At 38.4% G+C, this 18027-nt stretch carries 16 protein-coding genes; 9 read left to right on the plus strand and 7 right to left on the minus strand.

Going from position 1 to position 18027, the window contains the following annotated elements:
* Positions 1-35: 35 nt before the first annotated feature.
* Positions 36-1097 (plus strand): NAD(P)/FAD-dependent oxidoreductase, encoded by a 1062-nt coding sequence (locus D9780_RS16630; protein WP_073006745.1) that lies wholly within the window; start codon positions 36-38, stop codon positions 1095-1097.
* A 490-nt stretch (positions 1098-1587) separates the two neighbouring features.
* Here the strand turns inward: D9780_RS16630 and D9780_RS16635 are convergent, their stop codons facing one another.
* The 3 genes from D9780_RS16635 to D9780_RS16645 form a co-directional block, all read right to left on the minus strand.
* Positions 1588-2277, minus strand: a complete 690-nt coding sequence (locus D9780_RS16635; protein WP_116277919.1) for an LrgB family protein — start codon at positions 2275-2277, stop codon at positions 1588-1590.
* A complete protein-coding gene (locus D9780_RS16640; protein WP_240458716.1) occupies positions 2270-2641 on the minus strand; it encodes a CidA/LrgA family protein in 372 nt (123 codons plus the stop codon). Before D9780_RS16640 ends, D9780_RS16635 begins: the two co-directional genes overlap by 8 nt.
* Positions 2642-3175: 534 nt before the next feature.
* A complete protein-coding gene (locus tag D9780_RS16645) occupies positions 3176-4441 on the minus strand; it encodes an argininosuccinate synthase (RefSeq protein WP_073006742.1) in 1266 nt (421 codons plus the stop codon).
* Between the two features lie 589 nt (positions 4442-5030).
* On the opposite strand from D9780_RS16645, the gene D9780_RS16650 reads away from it, so the two are divergent.
* The 3 genes from D9780_RS16650 to D9780_RS16660 are packed head-to-tail and all read left to right on the plus strand — an operon-like array spanning position 5031 to position 7175.
* On the plus strand, positions 5031-5723 hold the full coding sequence (locus D9780_RS16650) for a DUF1538 domain-containing protein (protein WP_121640865.1): 693 nt from the start codon (positions 5031-5033) through the stop codon (positions 5721-5723).
* Entirely contained in the window at positions 5720-6490 is a 771-nt protein-coding gene (locus D9780_RS16655) for a DUF1538 domain-containing protein (RefSeq protein WP_073006738.1), read from the plus strand. The genes D9780_RS16650 and D9780_RS16655 overlap by 4 nt, the downstream gene beginning before the upstream one ends.
* Positions 6450-7175, plus strand: coding sequence for a P-II family nitrogen regulator (locus D9780_RS16660; protein ID WP_240458717.1), 726 nt, complete (start codon positions 6450-6452; stop codon positions 7173-7175). The genes D9780_RS16655 and D9780_RS16660 overlap by 41 nt, the downstream gene beginning before the upstream one ends.
* 162 nt (positions 7176-7337) lie before the next feature.
* Here the strand turns inward: D9780_RS16660 and D9780_RS16665 are convergent, their stop codons facing one another.
* Positions 7338-7976 (minus strand): endonuclease III domain-containing protein, encoded by a 639-nt coding sequence (locus tag D9780_RS16665; RefSeq protein ID WP_073006735.1) that lies wholly within the window; start codon positions 7974-7976, stop codon positions 7338-7340.
* Between the two features lie 313 nt (positions 7977-8289).
* Between D9780_RS16665 and D9780_RS16670 the strand changes: the two genes are divergently transcribed.
* From D9780_RS16670 to pstB, 4 genes are all read left to right on the plus strand, one after another.
* Complete coding sequence (locus D9780_RS16670; RefSeq protein ID WP_121640867.1) at positions 8290-9285, plus strand: PstS family phosphate ABC transporter substrate-binding protein; 996 nt, start codon at positions 8290-8292, stop codon at positions 9283-9285.
* 227 nt (positions 9286-9512) lie between these two features.
* The gene (gene pstC, locus D9780_RS16675; RefSeq protein WP_371413751.1) at positions 9513-10418 is read left to right on the plus strand and encodes a phosphate ABC transporter permease subunit PstC; all 906 of its coding nucleotides are present in this window, start codon (positions 9513-9515) and stop codon (positions 10416-10418) included.
* The gene (gene pstA / locus D9780_RS16680; protein ID WP_073006730.1) at positions 10419-11303 is read left to right on the plus strand and encodes a phosphate ABC transporter permease PstA; all 885 of its coding nucleotides are present in this window, start codon (positions 10419-10421) and stop codon (positions 11301-11303) included.
* A 142-nt stretch (positions 11304-11445) separates the two neighbouring features.
* Positions 11446-12303, plus strand: coding sequence for a phosphate ABC transporter ATP-binding protein PstB (gene pstB, locus D9780_RS16685; RefSeq protein WP_121640869.1), 858 nt, complete (start codon positions 11446-11448; stop codon positions 12301-12303).
* Positions 12304-12458: 155 nt separating this feature from the next.
* Here pstB and D9780_RS16690 read toward each other — a convergent pair whose 3' ends face one another.
* From D9780_RS16690 to D9780_RS21225, 3 genes are all read right to left on the minus strand, one after another.
* A complete protein-coding gene (locus D9780_RS16690) occupies positions 12459-14177 on the minus strand; it encodes a methyl-accepting chemotaxis protein (RefSeq protein ID WP_121640870.1) in 1719 nt (572 codons plus the stop codon).
* A gap of 586 nt (positions 14178-14763) precedes the next feature.
* On the minus strand, positions 14764-15804 hold the full coding sequence (locus tag D9780_RS16695) for a zinc-dependent alcohol dehydrogenase family protein (protein ID WP_121640871.1): 1041 nt from the start codon (positions 15802-15804) through the stop codon (positions 14764-14766).
* 329 nt (positions 15805-16133) lie between these two features.
* Positions 16134-16271, minus strand: a complete 138-nt coding sequence (locus tag D9780_RS21225; RefSeq protein ID WP_162985912.1) for a hypothetical protein — start codon at positions 16269-16271, stop codon at positions 16134-16136.
* A gap of 236 nt (positions 16272-16507) precedes the next feature.
* On the opposite strand from D9780_RS21225, the gene D9780_RS16700 reads away from it, so the two are divergent.
* Positions 16508-18001, plus strand: a complete 1494-nt coding sequence (locus tag D9780_RS16700) for a potassium/proton antiporter (protein WP_121640872.1) — start codon at positions 16508-16510, stop codon at positions 17999-18001.
* The last annotated feature ends 26 nt before the right edge of the window (positions 18002-18027 follow it).

An 18027-nucleotide genomic window follows, 5' to 3' on the forward strand; every position in this document is an offset into this window, starting at 1 on the left:
ATTCAAAAGAAAATGTAGAGATGGGGTTTTGTGGCATGAAAAAACTAGTCATATTAGGCGGGGGATATGGCGGTCTGAAAGCGCTATTAGGTTTACTTGACCATCAGCTGCCAGAAGATGTAGAAATTACCCTTGTCGACAGGAATCCTTATCATTCTGTGAAAACAGAATTTTATACAATTGCAGCTGGGACGTCTGCAGATAAAGACGTGCGCCTCCATTTTCCTGACGATGAACGTGTTCGTTATGTGTATGGAGAAATAGAAAAAGTGGATACATCCAATGCAACAATTACTTTCTCCAATAAAAGTGAGGTTATCGATTATAATTACCTTATCATCGGATTAGGTTGCGAAGATAATTATCATGGTATTGAAGGCGCCAAACAGTTCACGCATAGTGTACAGACATTTTCTAATGCAAGAAAAACAGGGGTTGCTGTTTGTGATTTAAAAGCATATGGGAAGGTGTCTATTGTAGGTGCTGGATTAAGTGGTATCGAAGTAGCCTCAGAAATTAGAGAGAGCAGACCGGACTTAAATATTCGTTTACTTGATCGTGGTGCAACGGTGTTAAAAGCATTCGATCCTAAAATTCAACAATATGTAGCGGAATGGTTTGTTGCAAATGATGTTGACGTACTACATCATGCAAATGTAGAGTATGTCGAAAAAGATGGCGTTTGCAATAATGGTGTTTGCTATGTAAATGACGTTACTATTTGGACAGCCGGCGTGAGACCAAATTATTTAGTACGCGAGCTTCCATTTGCTAAAGATGAGCAAGAAAAAATTATTGTCAATGAGTATTTCCAAGTTCCAGAGAATACAAATATTTACGTAGTAGGTGACTGCGCTTCTTCCGACTTTTCACCGAGCGGTCAGCTTGCTGGTCAACAAGGCGAACGCGTAGCGGAAGTGTTATTAGCTGTATTGCAAGGAAAACAACCGAAGAAACCAAAAGAAATTAGATTAAAAGGAACCTTAGGATCACTTGGAAAATCAGATGGCTTTGGCAATATGATGCAGAAACCATTGACTGGTCTATTACCGCGTATTGCAAAATCAGGTGTACTTTGGTTAAGTAAGCGGCACTAATTTACTAGATGATAGAACTACAATGAGTTTTTTAGTTTATAGATGTGGCAACTAAGGAGTATTAGAAGAACTTAACTTTTAGCCAAGTCTATGGTGAGAGCTGTAGTTTTTCTATACGATAAACCTTTTAAGCTTTTTACTTTCCGATAGTAGAACAAAGGAGCAAGCGCCCGGTTTAGCAACGTAGCGAGTGGAATGCAACTACAGTTTTAGGAATCTTGCCACTGCAACAGGAGTATGCCGGCGCCTTCCAGCAAGCCCGTCTTTAGTCGACCTTCCTATTTAGTACAAACCGATGATATCTTATCGTAGGGCAATTCGTGAAGTCGCCTACTTGCTGGGCACTTGCGCCGGGCGTGGCTAAATAACTTAGTAAGTTTATCCACAGCTACAATTTTTTTAATTTCCAATAATTTCCCATACCATAAAAAAACGGGGAGAGAGCCCTCCCCGTTGATCAATTAACCTTACACAAAGTCCAATTTCATTGTTACATCATGAGCTGTACGAGACTTGGTGTGATAATAGACACTACTACAGCACTAATCACCATAGAGATGGTACTGACTGCTCCTTCTAATTGGCTTACTTCCATAGAAGTAGCTGTACCAATGGCATGAGAAGCACTCCCCATGCCTACACCTCTTCCTAAATAATGGTTGACTTGAAATAAGCGAAATACATAATGGTGCATAAGTACACCTCCAATACCAGCAATCATAACAAATATAGCAGCAAGTGGCATTACTCCACCAATCGTATCCGTTACAGCCATAGCCACAGGTGTTGTTACTGATTTTGGCGTTAACGAATATACGATCGCGGACTCAAAACCTGCCCACTGGGCAAGCAATAGACCTGTAGTTATTCCAACAACTCCGCCTAGTAGCGTACCTGCTAATATAGGAGCAGCTACCTGCTTTAATGTATCTTTATATTTATATAATGGATAAGCAAGCGCAACTACTGCAGGTCCGAGTAATTCATTAATCCATTTTCCTCCAACCATATACGTCTCATAAGGGATACGAAAAATGATTAGAACACTGATGATGAGAATAGTGGCTACCAAAACAGGGGCAGTTAAAGAATACCTCCAAGTTCTGTGTATCCTTAGAGCAAGATGATAAATGAAAAACGTTCCAATAATAGCTGAGATAGCAATTACAAACTCACTCATGTTCCCATCCCTTTCTACGCATTAGCCACTGACTAAAAAAGCCTGAACCGCCCATTACTAACATGGTGCTCACTAAGACAATCAAGATTAATAAAGCACCTTTTCCTAAAAACAAATCATAGTAATCTATAATTCCTACTGTAACAGGAATAAAAAAAAAGGCTAAATTAGCAACAATGTAATTGGCACCTTCTTCAATCCACGAGACTCGAATCAGTTTCGTACTTAATAATATAAACAATACCATCATCCCAATCACACTTCCTGGGATAAATAAATGTAACGTGCGTTGTATCCAGTTACCAAATTGAAAAATGATATACAGTAAAACAATATGCACGATCATTTTTCCTACTTTTTCCACGTTTCCTTCCTCCTTGCGATTTTAAAACGAATACCCTATATTATAGCAGTATTTTTTTATCGTTGGTAAGTGAATAGCCTTCTATAACGCAAAAAATTTACGGTAAGCGCTGTAAAAAGTAAAATTTAATGAAATCTTTGCAGTTCATCTTCAAACAGTAGCGTTTTTCTTTTTCTCCTGCTTAAACTTGTTAGCTCACATCTCCAACTTTTGAAATGGAAGACTTACAACACCTCTGAAACAAAGGCGCAAGCACCCGGTTAGCAACGTAGCGAGTGGAGCGTGTTAACTGAGATAAAGGAGTGACGGTGAGGAACGAACCGATGATGACTTAGCTTAGGGCAATGGAGTGAAGTCGCCTAGTTGCTGGGCACTGGAGCCGACGTGGTTAAATAACTTAATAAGTTTATCCACAGCTGCAAAATTTTGTAATTTCCTAGACCGGAAACAAAATTGCCAAGGCAACATTTTCTGCCTTGGCAATGCATCCTATTTCATTTTTAGTTAGAGATTAGAATTTTTGTTGAACGTCTTTTATAGCAGTAAATTTTCTTTTTCTTTCACGTCTAAAATTGCTTCTTTAACGGATTCTTCTACAGAACGATGCGTTTGATTAACGGTTGCATGAACTTTTGTCGGAAGCCCCCATAATTTAATAAACCCTAGTGCTGCTTCATGATCAAACGAATCTTCGGCATTATATGTTGCCAAATCAAAATCGTATAATGATTGTTTCGATTTTCTACCTACTACTTGTGCCTGCCCCTTATACAGCTTCACCTTTACGATGCCTGAAACATCCTTCTGTGTTTCTGTAATAAATGCTATTAAAGCTTTCGTCAAAGGTGAATACCAAAGACCATCATATACCACTTGTGCTAGTTTTTGCTCCATGAGCGGTTTAAATTGAGCTACCTCTCTCGTTAGCGTCAACGCCTCCAACTCTTGATGTGCAGCAATTAACGTAACTGCTGCTGGCGCTTCGTATATCTCGCGTGATTTAATACCAACAAGGCGGTTCTCTACATGATCAATTCTACCAACTCCATGCTTTCCTGCAACTTGATTTAATTGTAAAATAAGTGCTTCTAATGATAATTTTTCTCCGTCAATAGCGACAGGTTTTCCTTGTTCAAAAGCAATTTCCACAATCTGCGGCTTATCAGGTGCTTCTTCTGGATCTGTTGTTAAATCATACGCTTCTTTCGGCGCTTCCGCCCATGGGTCTTCTAAAATACCGCATTCATTACTTCGCCCCCAAAGATTTTGGTCAATACTAAACGGATTATCTAAATCAATGGGTACGGGGATTTGATGTTCTTTCGCATAAGCAATTTCTTCTTCTCTTGACATTGCCCATTCCCTTACAGGTGCGACAATGTCTAAACTAGGATCTAACGCCGTAAAGGCAACGTCAAACCGTACTTGATCATTTCCTTTTCCTGTACATCCATGCGCAACTGCAACAGCGCCTTCTTCTTTTGCAATATGAACTAAGATCTTAGCAATAAGCGGGCGTGACAAAGCAGAAATTAACGGATATTTTCCTTCATATAATAAATTCGACTGCAGTGCTGGAAGGACAAATTCATTTGCAAACAAAGCTTTAGCATCAATGACATATGATTTCACAGCGCCTACTTGTAACGCTTTATTTTTAATAAACTCAAGGTCTTTCCCTTCCCCGACATCAAGGGCAACAGCTATTACATCATAATTGTATTTATCCTGTAGCCAGCGGACAGCTACAGATGTATCTAACCCTCCAGAATAAGCTAAAACAATCTTCTCTTTCCCCAAAACGGTCACTCCTTTTATAATCTATTATTGTAATATTATGCACTATAACGAATAAATATTCAATAGCGATTTGCGTTTATTATGAAATACTTTTACAATTACGATGCATTCTTATTTTTCCTAGTTCATGATGATGGTATAATTTATATATAATAGAAAAATCTTAATAGACGAAAGCTATAAACCTTACATTTTTCACTTCCTATTAATGTAAAATAAACGCTTTTATTCCCACGAATAACCTTAGCAAAGATTGGCTTACTGCTAAGTCTTTATGGTAAAATCTATTTTTTTCGCATACGATAAATTCTATTCATTCCCATAGTGGAACAAAGGGATGTTGGACGGTTATCTACCGATTTCAACTAGTATTTAAGCGAAGTCTTACAGCACCATCAATCGGGCTTTCATATAAAAACCCTCCGGACAACATTTCTTTCCTTAAGGATTAGACATTCAATACGAATCACGTACATAGTTAGTATACTTTTGTATTCAAATCACCTGTATCACCTAGATCACTAGTCGTTAAAAAGCATACATGTAAACGTCCACACCAATACAGATCCACTCATGAAGGAGGAAGTTAATGGACAATATAAAAGAGACGATTGTTGAGGTTGTTCAGTCCATTCTACCGATTACAATCGTAATTACCATTCTACAGTTCACACTCATATGGTTGCCTCTAGAGACATTCATACAATTTTTAATTGGGGCTTTCATGGTAGGAATAGGATTGATTCTTTTTCTATTAGGCGTTAATATTGGCATGCTTCCTGTTGGTGAAATGATCGGCTCTGCCTTATCAAAAACAAAAATGGTATGGCTCATTCTCTTTTTTGGAGTTTTATTAGGCAGTGTCGTTACGATTGCTGAGCCTGATGTGCGTGTTTTATCTACACAGGTGGACCAAGTTTCGAACGGAGAAATTTCTAAAACAGTTCTTATCCTAGCAGTAGCGTTAGGTGTAGGTATATTTGTCGGTTTATCACTTATGCGGATTATTTTTTCCATACCTATTACATATATCCTTGCTGGCGGTTACGGACTTATATTTATTTTAGCGGCTTTTACCCCTTCTAGCTTTGTACCAATTTCCTTCGACGCTGGTGGCGTTACAACTGGCCCATTAACGGTACCGTTTATTATGGCGCTCGGAGTGGGGGTCGCATCTGTTTTACGAGGAAGGTCAGCATCTCAGGACGGCTTTGGTCTCATTGCTTTAGCTTCTCTTGGCCCTATTCTTTCGGTGTTAATTTTAGGAGTGATTTACGGATGAATATAAAAATCTTTCAAGGGTTTGGACAAACAATGAGTGAAGTCGCCGTCGCGCTTTTGCCGTTAATTGTATTATTTGCTATCTTTCAATTGTTTTTCTTAAAACTCGGCGTGCGTAAATTACTAGATATTACGTTAGGGATTATACTAACATTTCTCGGACTTTCTTTTTTCCTTCAAGGCGTTCATATTGGATTTTTACCGATTGGGGAAGAATTCGGAAAGAGTCTCGGCTCCATTGATCATACATGGATTTTGATCCCGATTGGCTTTGTGCTCGGCTTTTTTGCCACGTATGCCGAGCCAGCAGTACGTGTACTCATTCAACAAGTAGAAAAAGCTTCTAGTGGATACATACCTGAGAAGGTCCTACTCTATACGGTTTCTATTGGGGTTGGCTTATCTGTTGCTTTGTCCATGGTTCGTATTCTTGCTGGTTTCTCGATTTGGTTTTTTATCTTGCCTGGTTATATTCTGGCGCTAGTTATGGTAAAATACGCATCGAAAACATTTACATCGATTGCATTTGATTCCGGAGGGGTTGCTACAGGCCCAATGACTGCAACATTTATTCTAGCTATGTTTGTTGGGATTGCTTCCGTTACTGAGGGGCGAGATCCATTGCTTGATGGGTTTGGTATGGTTGCACTTGTAGCTTTAGCTCCTATTTTATCTGTTCTCACATTAGGTATCTTATATAGCAGAAAGGAGAAGGAGCAGTATGTCCATGAAGAAGCCGAAACAAAAACTCATCGTTACGATCGTTAAAAAAGAACAAGCGAAGAAGGTCATACGTGCTTCCAAGGAAGCTGGGGCCCGCGGCGGAACGACTCTATTCGGAAGAGGTTATCGAACAAATGAGAAAGAACGGTTTCTCGGCATTCCCATTGAACGAGAAAGGGAAATCATTCTAACTCTCGTTGAAGAAGAAATTTATCCCGAGGTTATGCAGGAAATTATTGATTCCGTCCATTTAAACAAACCAAGACAAGGGATTGGATTTGTCATTGACACAAAGAAAATTACTGGTACACAGCATCTATTGGGATTAGAAGACAATGATAATGAACCGCACGAAGGAGATGTGGAGCTAAAAATGGAAGAAAAAATCATGTATGATCTAATTATTACCATTGTCAATAAAGGAAATAGTGAAAAAGTAGTCGACGCCTCTAAAAAAGCTGGCGCTGAAGGTGGAACCATTCTAAACGGACGAGGAACTGGCATTCATGAAAAAGCAAAGCTGTTTAATATTCTCATTGAACCAGAGAAAGAGGTCGTCCTTACTTTAATTAGTAAAGATAAGACAAACGCTGTTTTAAAAGCGATAGAAGAAGAAGCAGAATTAAATACAGCCGGCAAAGGGATTGCTTTTGTCATTGATGTTGACCAAACAATTGGTATTAATCATGTGTTGAATCAAATGGTTAACGAAAAATTGTATGGTAAATAAAAAATGAGCGGGGGATCTATGTCTCCCCCACTCATTGTTAGTACCGCTAAAGCATTATCTAAAAGCCTCTGTAGATAAACTTGGCTTATCGCCAAATCTTTAAGACGAAAAACGCCGTCGTTTTGCTTATACTATAAACAAGTGGGTGAAAAGGCTTTCTAACTACACACCTCTTCGCTCACATTCGTCAACCAACGGACAGCCTGAACAAATCGGCTTCATTTTACAATGCTCTTTCGCATGCTGCACGATTAGAGCATGAAATTCCTTAAAGCCTTCTGTATCTAATACGCATTCCGTCTCCACCTGAAGCCGAAACACTTGCTCCTTTTCCGGCATGTCCAAACCAAATCGAGCAAAAATCCTACGAGCATAAGCATCAACAACAAAAACAGGACGTTGAAATGCGTAAAGTAATAAGACATTAGCTGTTTCAGCGCCAATACCATGTATACTTAATAACTCCGCTCGCAACGTTTCTGTTTCTACATGTCGCAAATGAGCAAGTTGATAATCATATTTTTTGTACCAATGAAGAAAAGCTTTTATTCGCTTTGCCTTTTGTCTATAAAAACCACTTGAACGAATTGCTACCTCTAATTCTTCCATGGGTAACGCTTCTAATTGCTCTGGTGATAAATAAGGGGTGAGCTGACACAACGCCTTCTCTACATTACTCCAATTTGTTCGCTGAACAAGAATTGCTCCTATCATCATTTCAAACACCGTATCCGCAGGCCACCATCCTTGCGAGCCGTAACAATGATACAATTTATTATATATTTGCTGGGTCGCCCCCATAACTAAGCCCTCCACTTTTTTTTACATTTCGTTAATAAATCTTTCATATAGAGGAAAATAGTTTTTTTACAATGGCGCATTCCTTACCTTCTTTCCTACTTAAAGCTTGATATATCAAGCTACGTTAACCTTTCTCTGTTTTTATACAGATTCCTCTATATCTCTTTTTACGTTCAAAAAAACAGGAATTCCACAAAAATTTACAAAACCTTTACATTCATAACATACTCTTTTAACACTTGCCTACTATACTAGCAAATGAGAGGGATAAACCTCAACTTTATATTTACTCAAAATAGGGGAGGCAATTTTGATGAAGTTCAAGAAGTATCTTATGTTCCTTCTAATCGCTGCTCTTGCAGTAGTAATTGCAGCATGTGGATCGGATTCTGAAGGAGATAACAAAGACAATAACGAAGAGGAATCATCTGAAAATACTGGCTCAGAAGGTGATAGTGAATCTGAAAAAGTAGAAGGCAGCGTCGTAATTGATGGATCTGGAACGGTTTTTCCTTTAATGGCTAAACTTGCTGAAGAATACATGGGAGAAAAACCAGATGTATCTGTTGAAGTTAGCCGTGCTGGTACAAGTGCAGGATTCGAAAAATTCCTAGCTGAAGATGGAACAGACTTTAACGATGCTTCTCGTGTAATTAAAGACGAAGAGAAAGCGAAAGCTGAAGAACTTGGAATGGAAATCAAAGAATTAAAAGTAGCTTTAGACGGTTTGACAATTGTTACTCACCCTGACAACGATTGGGCGACAGAATTAACGGAAGATCAAGTCAAAGGGATTTTCCTTGGAGAATATACAAACTGGTCAGATGTAAACCCTGATTGGCCAGAAGAAAAGATTCAAACTTATGGACCAAACGAAAACCACGGAACATACGAGTTTTTCTATGAAAATATTTTAGAAGAACAAGATCTAGTAAGTGATATTAACTTACAACAAGATTACTCAACACTTGTAACACTTGTAGCTGAAGATAAAAACGCCATTGGTTTCTTCGGTTTTGGATACTATGACAACAACAAAGATAAAGTACAAGCTGTAAGCATTGACTTTGGTGATGGTGCTGTAGAGCCATCTCTAGACACGATTGCTGAAGATGGTGACTATGCTGGCTATACTCGCCCAGTATTTACTTACTTGAACGTTGATAATGCAAAAGAAAAGCCGCAAGTACTTGATTATGCTTTATATATTATGAACAACGTAAATGAATTTGCTGGAGAAACTGGCTTTGCGCCAATTCCTGAAGAAGAAGCAAAAACTTTAGTAAGTGAATTAGAAGCACTAAAATAATGCACGACAACCATAAGGAGAGATAACATTTCTCCTTATGGTTTCGCTCTTAATCTCACAAGACTGTCATAATAAAAACACCTATCCAATTAAACCATTATTTGACTACCTGAAGATGAGGGCAATGTACGCTCTCATCTTCTTGTGAGTTTTTGCTCTAGAAAGGGGGCCCCCTAATGGCACTGGACAACAAGATAGACAATCAAGACAAACCAAGTATTCAAGACATGATTGCGAAGAAGAAAAACGGGAAAAACCTAACAAGCATAACAGAAAAGGTCATTCCTATCCTCCTATTCTTGATTGCAGCAGTTTCTATCTTCACGACCATTGGAATTGTTTATACATTATTAATAGAAACGATTGAATTTTTTAAACGTGTTCCCGTTATGGATTTCTTTACAGGAACCGCCTTAAAACCTTTAAGTCAAAACCCAGAATTTGGTGTACTACCACTTATTAACGGCACCATCATTTCTTCTATTATTGCCATGCTCGTTGCTGGACCAATTGGTATTATGACAGCTGTTTTCTTAAGTGAATATGCCTCAGAACGAGTAAGAAGAACATTAAAACCAATGTTAGAAATTCTTGCTGGAATTCCTACCATCGTTTATGGTTTCTTTGCCTTTACATTTGTTACACCGCTTATTCGTGAGGTTTTTCCAAGTGTAGAAGCGACAAATATTTTAAGCCCTGGACTCGTCATGGGTGTCATGATTATTCCTATGATTGCATCACTCTCAGAAGATGCGATGACATCTGTTCCCAGCGCTATGCGTGAAGGTGCGCTCGCATTAGGAGCAACAAAGTTAGAAGTTACTTTTCGCGTCGTCATTCCTGCTGCGCTTTCTGGAATTATTGCATCCTTTGTCCTTGGTATTTCACGTGCGATTGGCGAAACAATGATTGTAACCATAGCTAGCGGAAGTTCGAAAAACTTCACCTTCGATATTACACAATCTATGCAAACAATGACTGCATATATTGTCGAAGTTTCTGGCGGTGAAGCGCCAGCTGGATCAACGATTTATTTCAGCTTATACGCAGTTGCTATGACGTTATTTGTATTCACACTGCTTATGAACCTACTTGCAAGATATGTCTCTCGTAAGTTCAGGGAGGAATATTAAATGAAATATGTCGATACGAATCAAGTCCAAAAAAACATGAACAGTCGTCTGATTAAAAACAATATCCTTAAATCTGTATTTTTTCTCGCAACAATTTTTGGCTTAATTGTTTTAGCTGTATTAATTTTTCGTGTCATCATGCAAGGTGCCAGCTGGATTAATATGGATTTTTTAACGAATAAGTTATCTACTTCCCCTGATCGCGCTGGTATTATGGGGGCTATCTTAGGAACATTTTGGCTCATGCTCGTCGTCATTCCAGTTACGCTAATACTTGGCGTTGGGACAGCTATCTATTTGGAATTGTATGCAAAAAAAGGACGCTTTCAAGGTTTTATTCAAACAAACATCGCTAATTTAGCCGGTGTTCCATCTATTGTTTATGGAATTCTCGGAATGACTATCTTTGTCCGTGCCCTTGATTTCGGAAACGTCGTATTGGCTGGTGGACTAACCATGTCATTACTTGTCCTTCCGATTATCATCGTCGCTTCACAAGAATCCATTCGATCCGTACCGCAACACTTAAGTGAAGCATCTTATGGCATGGGAGCTACGAAATGGCAAACGGTTAAAAATATCATTCTCCCTGCAGCATTACCCGGTATTTTAACAGGGTCGATATTGTCTTTATCTCGAGCAATTGGCGAAACAGCACCGCTTGTTGTTATCGGTATACCTGCTTTACTTATCCCTTTCCCGGGTGGAATTATGGATAAATTCACGGTACTCCCAATGCAAATTTATTATTGGACGATTGACTCTTCTTTAGTTGAAGAATATGCCAACTTAGCTGCGGCAACGATTATTATTTTGCTCGTATTACTGTTTCTGTTAAATGCAACAGCAATTTTTATTCGCAATAAGTTCCAAAAGCGTTTTTAGAAAAACTTGGCTTGTCTCCAAGTCTTATGGCAAAAGCCTTTCTTTTTCTTATACTTTCCTATCTTGTTAAAAAACTCGGTTTTCATGATGCTTACGAATTCTAAAATTTTATACTTTTTAGTAGTAAAAAGGAGTGAATGAAATGGCTACGTTAACGAAGCCCAATATCAAAGTGAAGCGACAGGTAATTTCAGAGGAAGAAGCCACTTCAGAAGTAGCAGCGACAACGAAACAGAACGTGCATAAAAAAGTTGTGTACGATACGAAAGATTTAAACTTATGGTATGGCGATACACATGCACTAAAAGACATTAATTTGTCTATCTACGAGAAAGAAGTAACGGCAATTATTGGTCCATCTGGGTGTGGAAAGTCTACGTATTTAAAAACGTTAAACCGTATGGTAGAACTTGTACCAAGCGTTAAAACTTCTGGTGTCATTACGTATAAAGATAAGAGCATTTTAGATAAATCATTTAAAGTAGAGGATTTACGTACAAAAGTTGGCATGGTATTTCAAAAACCAAATCCTTTTCCTAAATCCATCTATGAAAATATTGCCTATGGGCCAAAAATCCATGGTATTCGCAACAAAAAAATTCTTGATGAAATTGTAGAAAAAAGCTTACGTGGTGCTTCCATTTGGGAAGAAGTAAAAGACCGTTTAAAAGAAAATGCCTATGGTCTTTCTGGCGGGCAGCAACAACGGATTTGTATTGCCCGTTGTTTAGCGATTGAACCTGATGTTATCTTAATGGATGAGCCGACTTCAGCACTTGACCCAAAATCTACGCTACGTGTAGAAGAGCTCATTCAAGAGTTGAAAAGAGATTATTCTATTGTTATTGTTACTCATAACATGCAGCAGGCTGCACGTATTTCCGACCGTACAGCATTTTTCCTAAATGGTGAAGTGGTGGAATATGATGAAACAGATAAAATCTTTACGAACCCATCAGACAACAGAACGGAAGACTATATTTCCGGTCGCTTTGGTTAAAATGAAGGAAAAATGGCTTCTTCCATCATTGGGGGGCTTTCATCTTCACCGATTATAATAGTTTTTCTTATACTATAAACCTTTAAACATTTTATACTTCCCTATAGTGCAAAAAGAAAAAATCCTGTTCCGAAATGGATCAGGATTTTTACGTTTTATTCAATATGAAATTGCTTTGTATGTTGTGAGAGGTCTTCGGCTATAGCTGTTAAACGCTCCCCTACTTCTTGGTTTGTTTTCAATTGTGTTATTTGCGCATCACTCGTAGTAAGCATTTGCTCTGCACTTGCCAGATTTTCTTGGGCTACAGAAGCATAGTTGAGCGTTGCCTGCTCTAGTTGCGGTAATACAGACCCTACTGCTTGTACTTCTTCTTTCATCCTATGAAATTGGTTTCCAACCTGTTCAATTTCATACAGTAAGTTATCAAATGATGTTTTTGCCGCTTTTGACATGGATAATGTTGCATTCGTTTTCGTAAGCATATGATCAAATTCCTTCACAGCAGATGTAGTATTCTCTTCCATACGATTGATGGTAGTCGTTATCTCCACAGCCGCCTCAGAAGACTGCTCTGCTAGCTTACGAACTTCTTTAGCAACAACAGTGAACCCTTTTCCAGATTCTCCTGCACGAGCTGCTTCAATACCTGCATTTAATGCCAATAATTTCGTCTGCTCAGCAATCTTTTGAATGATATCTACTAATTTTGTAATTGCTTTAGAATTATTACGAACATGATGTATCGTGTTTGTCAATTGGGTAAAATCGACCTCGTAGGAAATAATGGTATCCATTAACTTCTTAATCTGCTGTTCGCCCGTTTCTGCTGATTTGTTCATCGCTTGTGAGCTTTGATACGATTGTTCCATTTGTGCTATTGTCCGTTCCACATTTTCCTTCATATCATGGAAACGCGTCATACTTTCTTCTGAGCTTGCCGCCGTCTGATCAGCACCATCCTTAACGACGTGAATGGCTTGCTTTAATTGCTCACCAGAATCTAAACTTTCTGCAGCTGACGCTTGTAATTCTAATCCAGCCTCATTTAAATCATTCGTTGTTTCTTTCATATTTTTAAGCAAATTGCGCATAAAATGAATCATTGTCGTATAACTCTTATGTAGCGAAATGAACTCTGGCAACGTCGTTTGCAACTGCTTCGGTTCTTTCATTTCCCCCGAACGTACCTCTCGCATCGTTTCTCGTAATACACTAAGTGGTTTTGTTAAGCTACGGACAAACAAGGCAATGACAATACTGGCAATAACGGCACTAATCAGACTTATAATCATTGTATCCATAGCCATTCCTTTTACTGGCCCCATATACGAAGAAGTAGGGACAACCAACACATATAATCCTTTTACCTCTTTCATTTCTTGAAACGTTAACGTATATTGTTTTCCGTCAATGGTCTTATGTAATAGACCATCCTTTTGTTCTACTAATTCATTTACCAATGCATTCGATATTGGCGGAAGCTCTCCCTCACTTTCCTGAAGGGGAACAACTTCTCCAGACTGTACGTAAAAATATTCTGACGGTATCCCTTCTTTAGCTAGCTTATTTTTTTGCTCTCTAACATTTGCATTCAATTGCTGATGAAAATACGTATCATCACTGACATACAAAAATTTTAGATTCTCTGCAATGTAACCCATTAATTCGGTTTCACGTTCTAGCCGATTTTCAATTGCTGATGTGGTCATTTTCTTTGCTTGTATGTATGAACTAACACCTACAGCCATGACAGAAAGAAGTAATAACACAATAAACAGGATGAGTAATCTACTCCACAAGCTAAATTTTGTTTGCATACTTTTTGTAAATGAAAAAAAACGCGTGAACCAAATTGGTTTCTGTATACGCAACGAAAATCCCCCTACTTTATACCTATTTTACTTCATTATAGCAACCAAATGTTAATTGAATGTAAAAAATTGGTGACATTTGGGGGAAAATGTCGCCTTATTGTCTTCCCTAAAAGATAACTCCATTCATAAAGAAATAGACATTATACAGAAAATTAGCTAATTCTCTGTAGATACGTTTATTTATTGTACACAACCTTTTAACACCACTTGGCTTTTTAATCATGTAAACGAATGGTATATAGTCCTATAAAGATGCCACTCTTGTAAGTATGATTTGAAGAACAAAGGCTCGGGACGCCCGCTTACCAACGTAGCGAGTGGAACGAATCAACGAAAGTTGTAGGAAATGTTCCTGCAACAGGAGTATGCCGGCGCCGTCCGGAAGCCCGTTTTTAGTCGGCCTTCCTATTTAGAACGAACCGATGATGAAGCTTAGAGCAATGGAGTGCAATCGCCTAGTTGTTGGCGCTGGGTCCGGATTGGGCTCATTTGGTTATTTGGTTACGCCATAGCACCATCAAATTTTATACTTTATTATCTATTGAAAAAGGCCAAGCAAGTCGCTTGACCCTTTTCTATCCATTTATTCATTGGAAATAATTAATTTTAATGCTTCTGTTTTCGCTGAATTCTCAAATACTTCATATGCTTTTAACATCTCGTCAAACGTAAAACGATGTGTTATCAGTTTTGCTGGCTGTAATTTATTTGATTGCACCGTTTTTAACAGCATTGGCGTAGTGCTCGTGCTTACTAAACCTGTCGTTAAACGAATGTTTTTAATCCACAATTTTTCAAGATGGAAATCAACAGCTTTACCGTGCACTCCTAATACTGGGATGGCACCTCCAGGTTTAATAATTTGTTGGCAGATTTCAAACGTAGCGGGTATACCTACAACTTCCATTGCCACATCTACACCTTTTCCATCTGTTAAATCCATAATTTTTTCTACTGCTTTTCCATCTGAGCTATTAACCGTTTTTGTAGCGCCAAATTTCTTAGCAACTTCCAGACGATGATCGTCTAAATCCACCATAATAATTTCTGCTGGCGAATAAAATTGCGCAGTAAGCAAAGCTGCCATACCGACTGGGCCAGCTCCGATAATTACTACAGTTTGTCCAGGCTGTACCTGCCCGTAAAGTACACCAATTTCAAATCCAGTCGGAAGGATATCACTTAACATGACTAACGCTTCTTCATCTGCACCATCAGGAATATGATATAAGCTATTATCTGCATGCGGAATACGTACATATTCAGCTTGCGTTCCATCAATGAGGTGACCTAAAATCCAGCCTCCATCTTCACAATGCGCATAAAGCGCGCGCTTACAATTTTCACATTTCCCACAAGAAGTGACACAAGAGATAATAACTTTATCCCCTTTTTTAAAGTTTTTCACACCTTCGCCAACTTCTTCAACAACACCTACACCTTCATGTCCCAAAATTCTACCTTCTGTTACCGCTGGAACATCACCTTTTAAGATATGCAAATCTGTACCACAAATCGTTGTTTTCGACACTCTAATTAATGCGTCTGTTGCTTTGTCTACCTTTGGCTTTGGTTTGTCGATAAAATCTTTCTTTCCTGGCCCAAAATAAGTAAGTGCTTTCATTTTATGCCTTCCTCCTTTTTGGTGAAGTTGTTCACAATTAAATTGTAAGCCATTATGTCGTTATTTGCAATAATATTTCGATACTTCATATAATAAGAGAACTTCATCTCTCTCTTCAATTTTGTGTTGGTGAAAGTCAGGGCTTTTAGTACCATATTAAATACGGACGAAAGAAGTTTCTTTCTGTGCATATTTTAAGCACAAAAGGAGCTCATTTCGCTCTAAAGAAACACGCTCGTTTCTGTTAGATTTCTTTTTACAGCATCTTATATGCTTTTAGCTAACATCATAGATAGCTACACACGTGTATTTGTCTTGCATAAACTATATTATTTTTTTCTATCTGTAACATATTCATCTGGCTGCCCACTACCATGTGTACGACTATTTTTATAAGGACTTTTTCGCCCATTGCGATGCTCACCATGATTTTTCGTTTCTTTAAATTGTCGTTGCTTATCTGCCAATTGAGAACCCTCCTCTTAATAGCTAAACGTTGTAGTTCCGTCTTAATTTTAGTCTATTCCTTAAAATTATACATACGGCTTTTATATACGAAATGCGTCTTTACTCGTAACTTTTTCTTTTATCCTCCCCTCTACCCTATAACTTTTATTTCTATTTCAAGCGCTCATTTTTGTTCAAACTAGGGTAAAAACGATATAATAGACGTAGATTGTTCTTTTTGGAAGGATTGTTCAACATGGACTTATCATTGCAAATGCTTATTTTTTTATTTTCTGCTATGCTCATTGTCGGCGTTTTGGCAACGAAATTCTCCTCTAAACTTGGACTTCCCGCTCTCGTTCTTTTCCTCGTAATCGGGATGGGACTAAATGAATTTATCTTCTTTGAAAATGCGCAACTTATGCAACTTATCGGGATTATGGCGTTAATTATCATTTTATTCGAAGGTGGTACGCAAACAAAATGGGAGCAGATTCGACCTGTTCTCGGTGCAGCCGGATCACTTGCAACGTTAGGTGTTTTATTAACAACCGTTGTAACCGGATTTGCTGCCATGTACATCCTCGACCTTACTGTACTAGAAGGCATGCTGTTTGGGGCTATCGTTGGCTCAACAGATGCAGCTGCTGTTTTTTCCGTACTTGGCAATAAAAACATAAAAGCAAAGCTGACTTCCACACTAGAAGCTGAATCAGGGTCAAATGATCCGATGGCTGTATTTCTAACGGTTGCGTTTATTGAATTAATTCAGGTTCCTGACGCATCTATTTGGACTACGATCGGCAGTTTCTTTTTACAAATGGGTTTAGGACTCCTGCTTGGGCTGTTACTCGGAAAACTTACTGTCCTTATCATTAATAACATTAATCTGGATACCTCTGGACTATATCCGGCACTTGCAATTGGGATGGCTACCGCGACTTATTTTTTCGCGGATTTCTTTGGGGGAAGTGGGTTACTTGCAGTATATGTCATGGCTGTATTTGTCGGAAATAGTGACCTGATGTATCGTTTTTCCATTTTACGATTCAGTGAAGGTTTTGCTTGGATGATGCAAATTCTTATGTTTATTTTGCTCGGTTTGCTCGTTTTCCCACAGGCATTACCTGCCATATTTTGGCAAGGCGTGCTGTTAACCCTTATTCTTATGTTTATCGCTCGACCTATTGCTGTTTTTATTTCAATGTTTTTTATGAAATATAATATGAAAGAGCGATTGTTTATTTCTTGGGCTGGTCTTAAAGGTGCCGTACCTATCGTATTAGCAACGTATCCAGTTATTGCCAGGGTGGAGAATAGCGATCTCATTTTTAATGCTGTCTTTTTCGTTGTCCTTATATCCGCACTCGTACAAGGTAGCACATTGTCTTGGCTCGCTTCAAAGCTTGGATTTACAGGTGAAAAAAATGATCCAACTAAACCAACCATGGAATTAATCCATTTGGGTAATACGGAAGCAGAGATTATGGAAGTGCATATTTTCTCTAAGTCACCTGCTATCCATCAAACATTAAATGAGATTGAACTACCTGATGACACATTGATTATTGGCATTATTCGTGATAAGCAAATTATAACGCCTACCGGTGACACCGTCATTTTAGAAGATGATACCTTATATGTATTAAGCAACCGTAAAAATAGAATTAAAGCCAAAAATGTACTGCTTGGTAACCACGATAAAAAAACGATGTCGAAAAAAGCAGTAAAAAAAGAGGCAGAAGGTTAATCAGGTAACGATTTTACGTTGCCTGA

Origin of the sequence: Virgibacillus sp. Bac330, from assembly GCF_003667845.1 — a bacterium.
In the GTDB taxonomy this organism is placed as follows: Bacteria; Bacillota; Bacilli; order Bacillales; family Amphibacillaceae; genus Virgibacillus; species Virgibacillus chiguensis.

Bases quoted from the DNA above. Each gene is read 5' to 3' on its own strand.
- pstC (WP_371413751.1), top strand. From the start codon at position 9,513: ATGATTGCGAAGAAGAAAAACGGGAAAAACCTAACAAGCATAACAGAA.
- pstB (WP_121640869.1), top strand. From the start codon at position 11,446: ATGGCTACGTTAACGAAGCCCAATATCAAAGTGAAGCGACAGGTAATT.
- D9780_RS16695 (WP_121640871.1), bottom strand. From the start codon at position 15,804: ATGAAAGCACTTACTTATTTTGGGCCAGGAAAGAAAGATTTTATCGAC.
- D9780_RS16650 (WP_121640865.1), top strand. From the start codon at position 5,031: ATGGACAATATAAAAGAGACGATTGTTGAGGTTGTTCAGTCCATTCTA.
- pstA (WP_073006730.1), top strand. From the start codon at position 10,419: ATGAAATATGTCGATACGAATCAAGTCCAAAAAAACATGAACAGTCGT.
- D9780_RS16655 (WP_073006738.1), top strand. From the start codon at position 5,720: ATGAATATAAAAATCTTTCAAGGGTTTGGACAAACAATGAGTGAAGTC.
- D9780_RS16660 (WP_240458717.1), top strand. From the start codon at position 6,450: ATGAAGAAGCCGAAACAAAAACTCATCGTTACGATCGTTAAAAAAGAA.
- D9780_RS16635 (WP_116277919.1), bottom strand. From the start codon at position 2,277: ATGAGTGAGTTTGTAATTGCTATCTCAGCTATTATTGGAACGTTTTTC.
- D9780_RS16630 (WP_073006745.1), top strand. From the start codon at position 36: ATGAAAAAACTAGTCATATTAGGCGGGGGATATGGCGGTCTGAAAGCG.
- D9780_RS16670 (WP_121640867.1), top strand. From the start codon at position 8,290: ATGAAGTTCAAGAAGTATCTTATGTTCCTTCTAATCGCTGCTCTTGCA.
- D9780_RS16665 (WP_073006735.1), bottom strand. From the start codon at position 7,976: ATGGGGGCGACCCAGCAAATATATAATAAATTGTATCATTGTTACGGC.
- D9780_RS16700 (WP_121640872.1), top strand. From the start codon at position 16,508: ATGGACTTATCATTGCAAATGCTTATTTTTTTATTTTCTGCTATGCTC.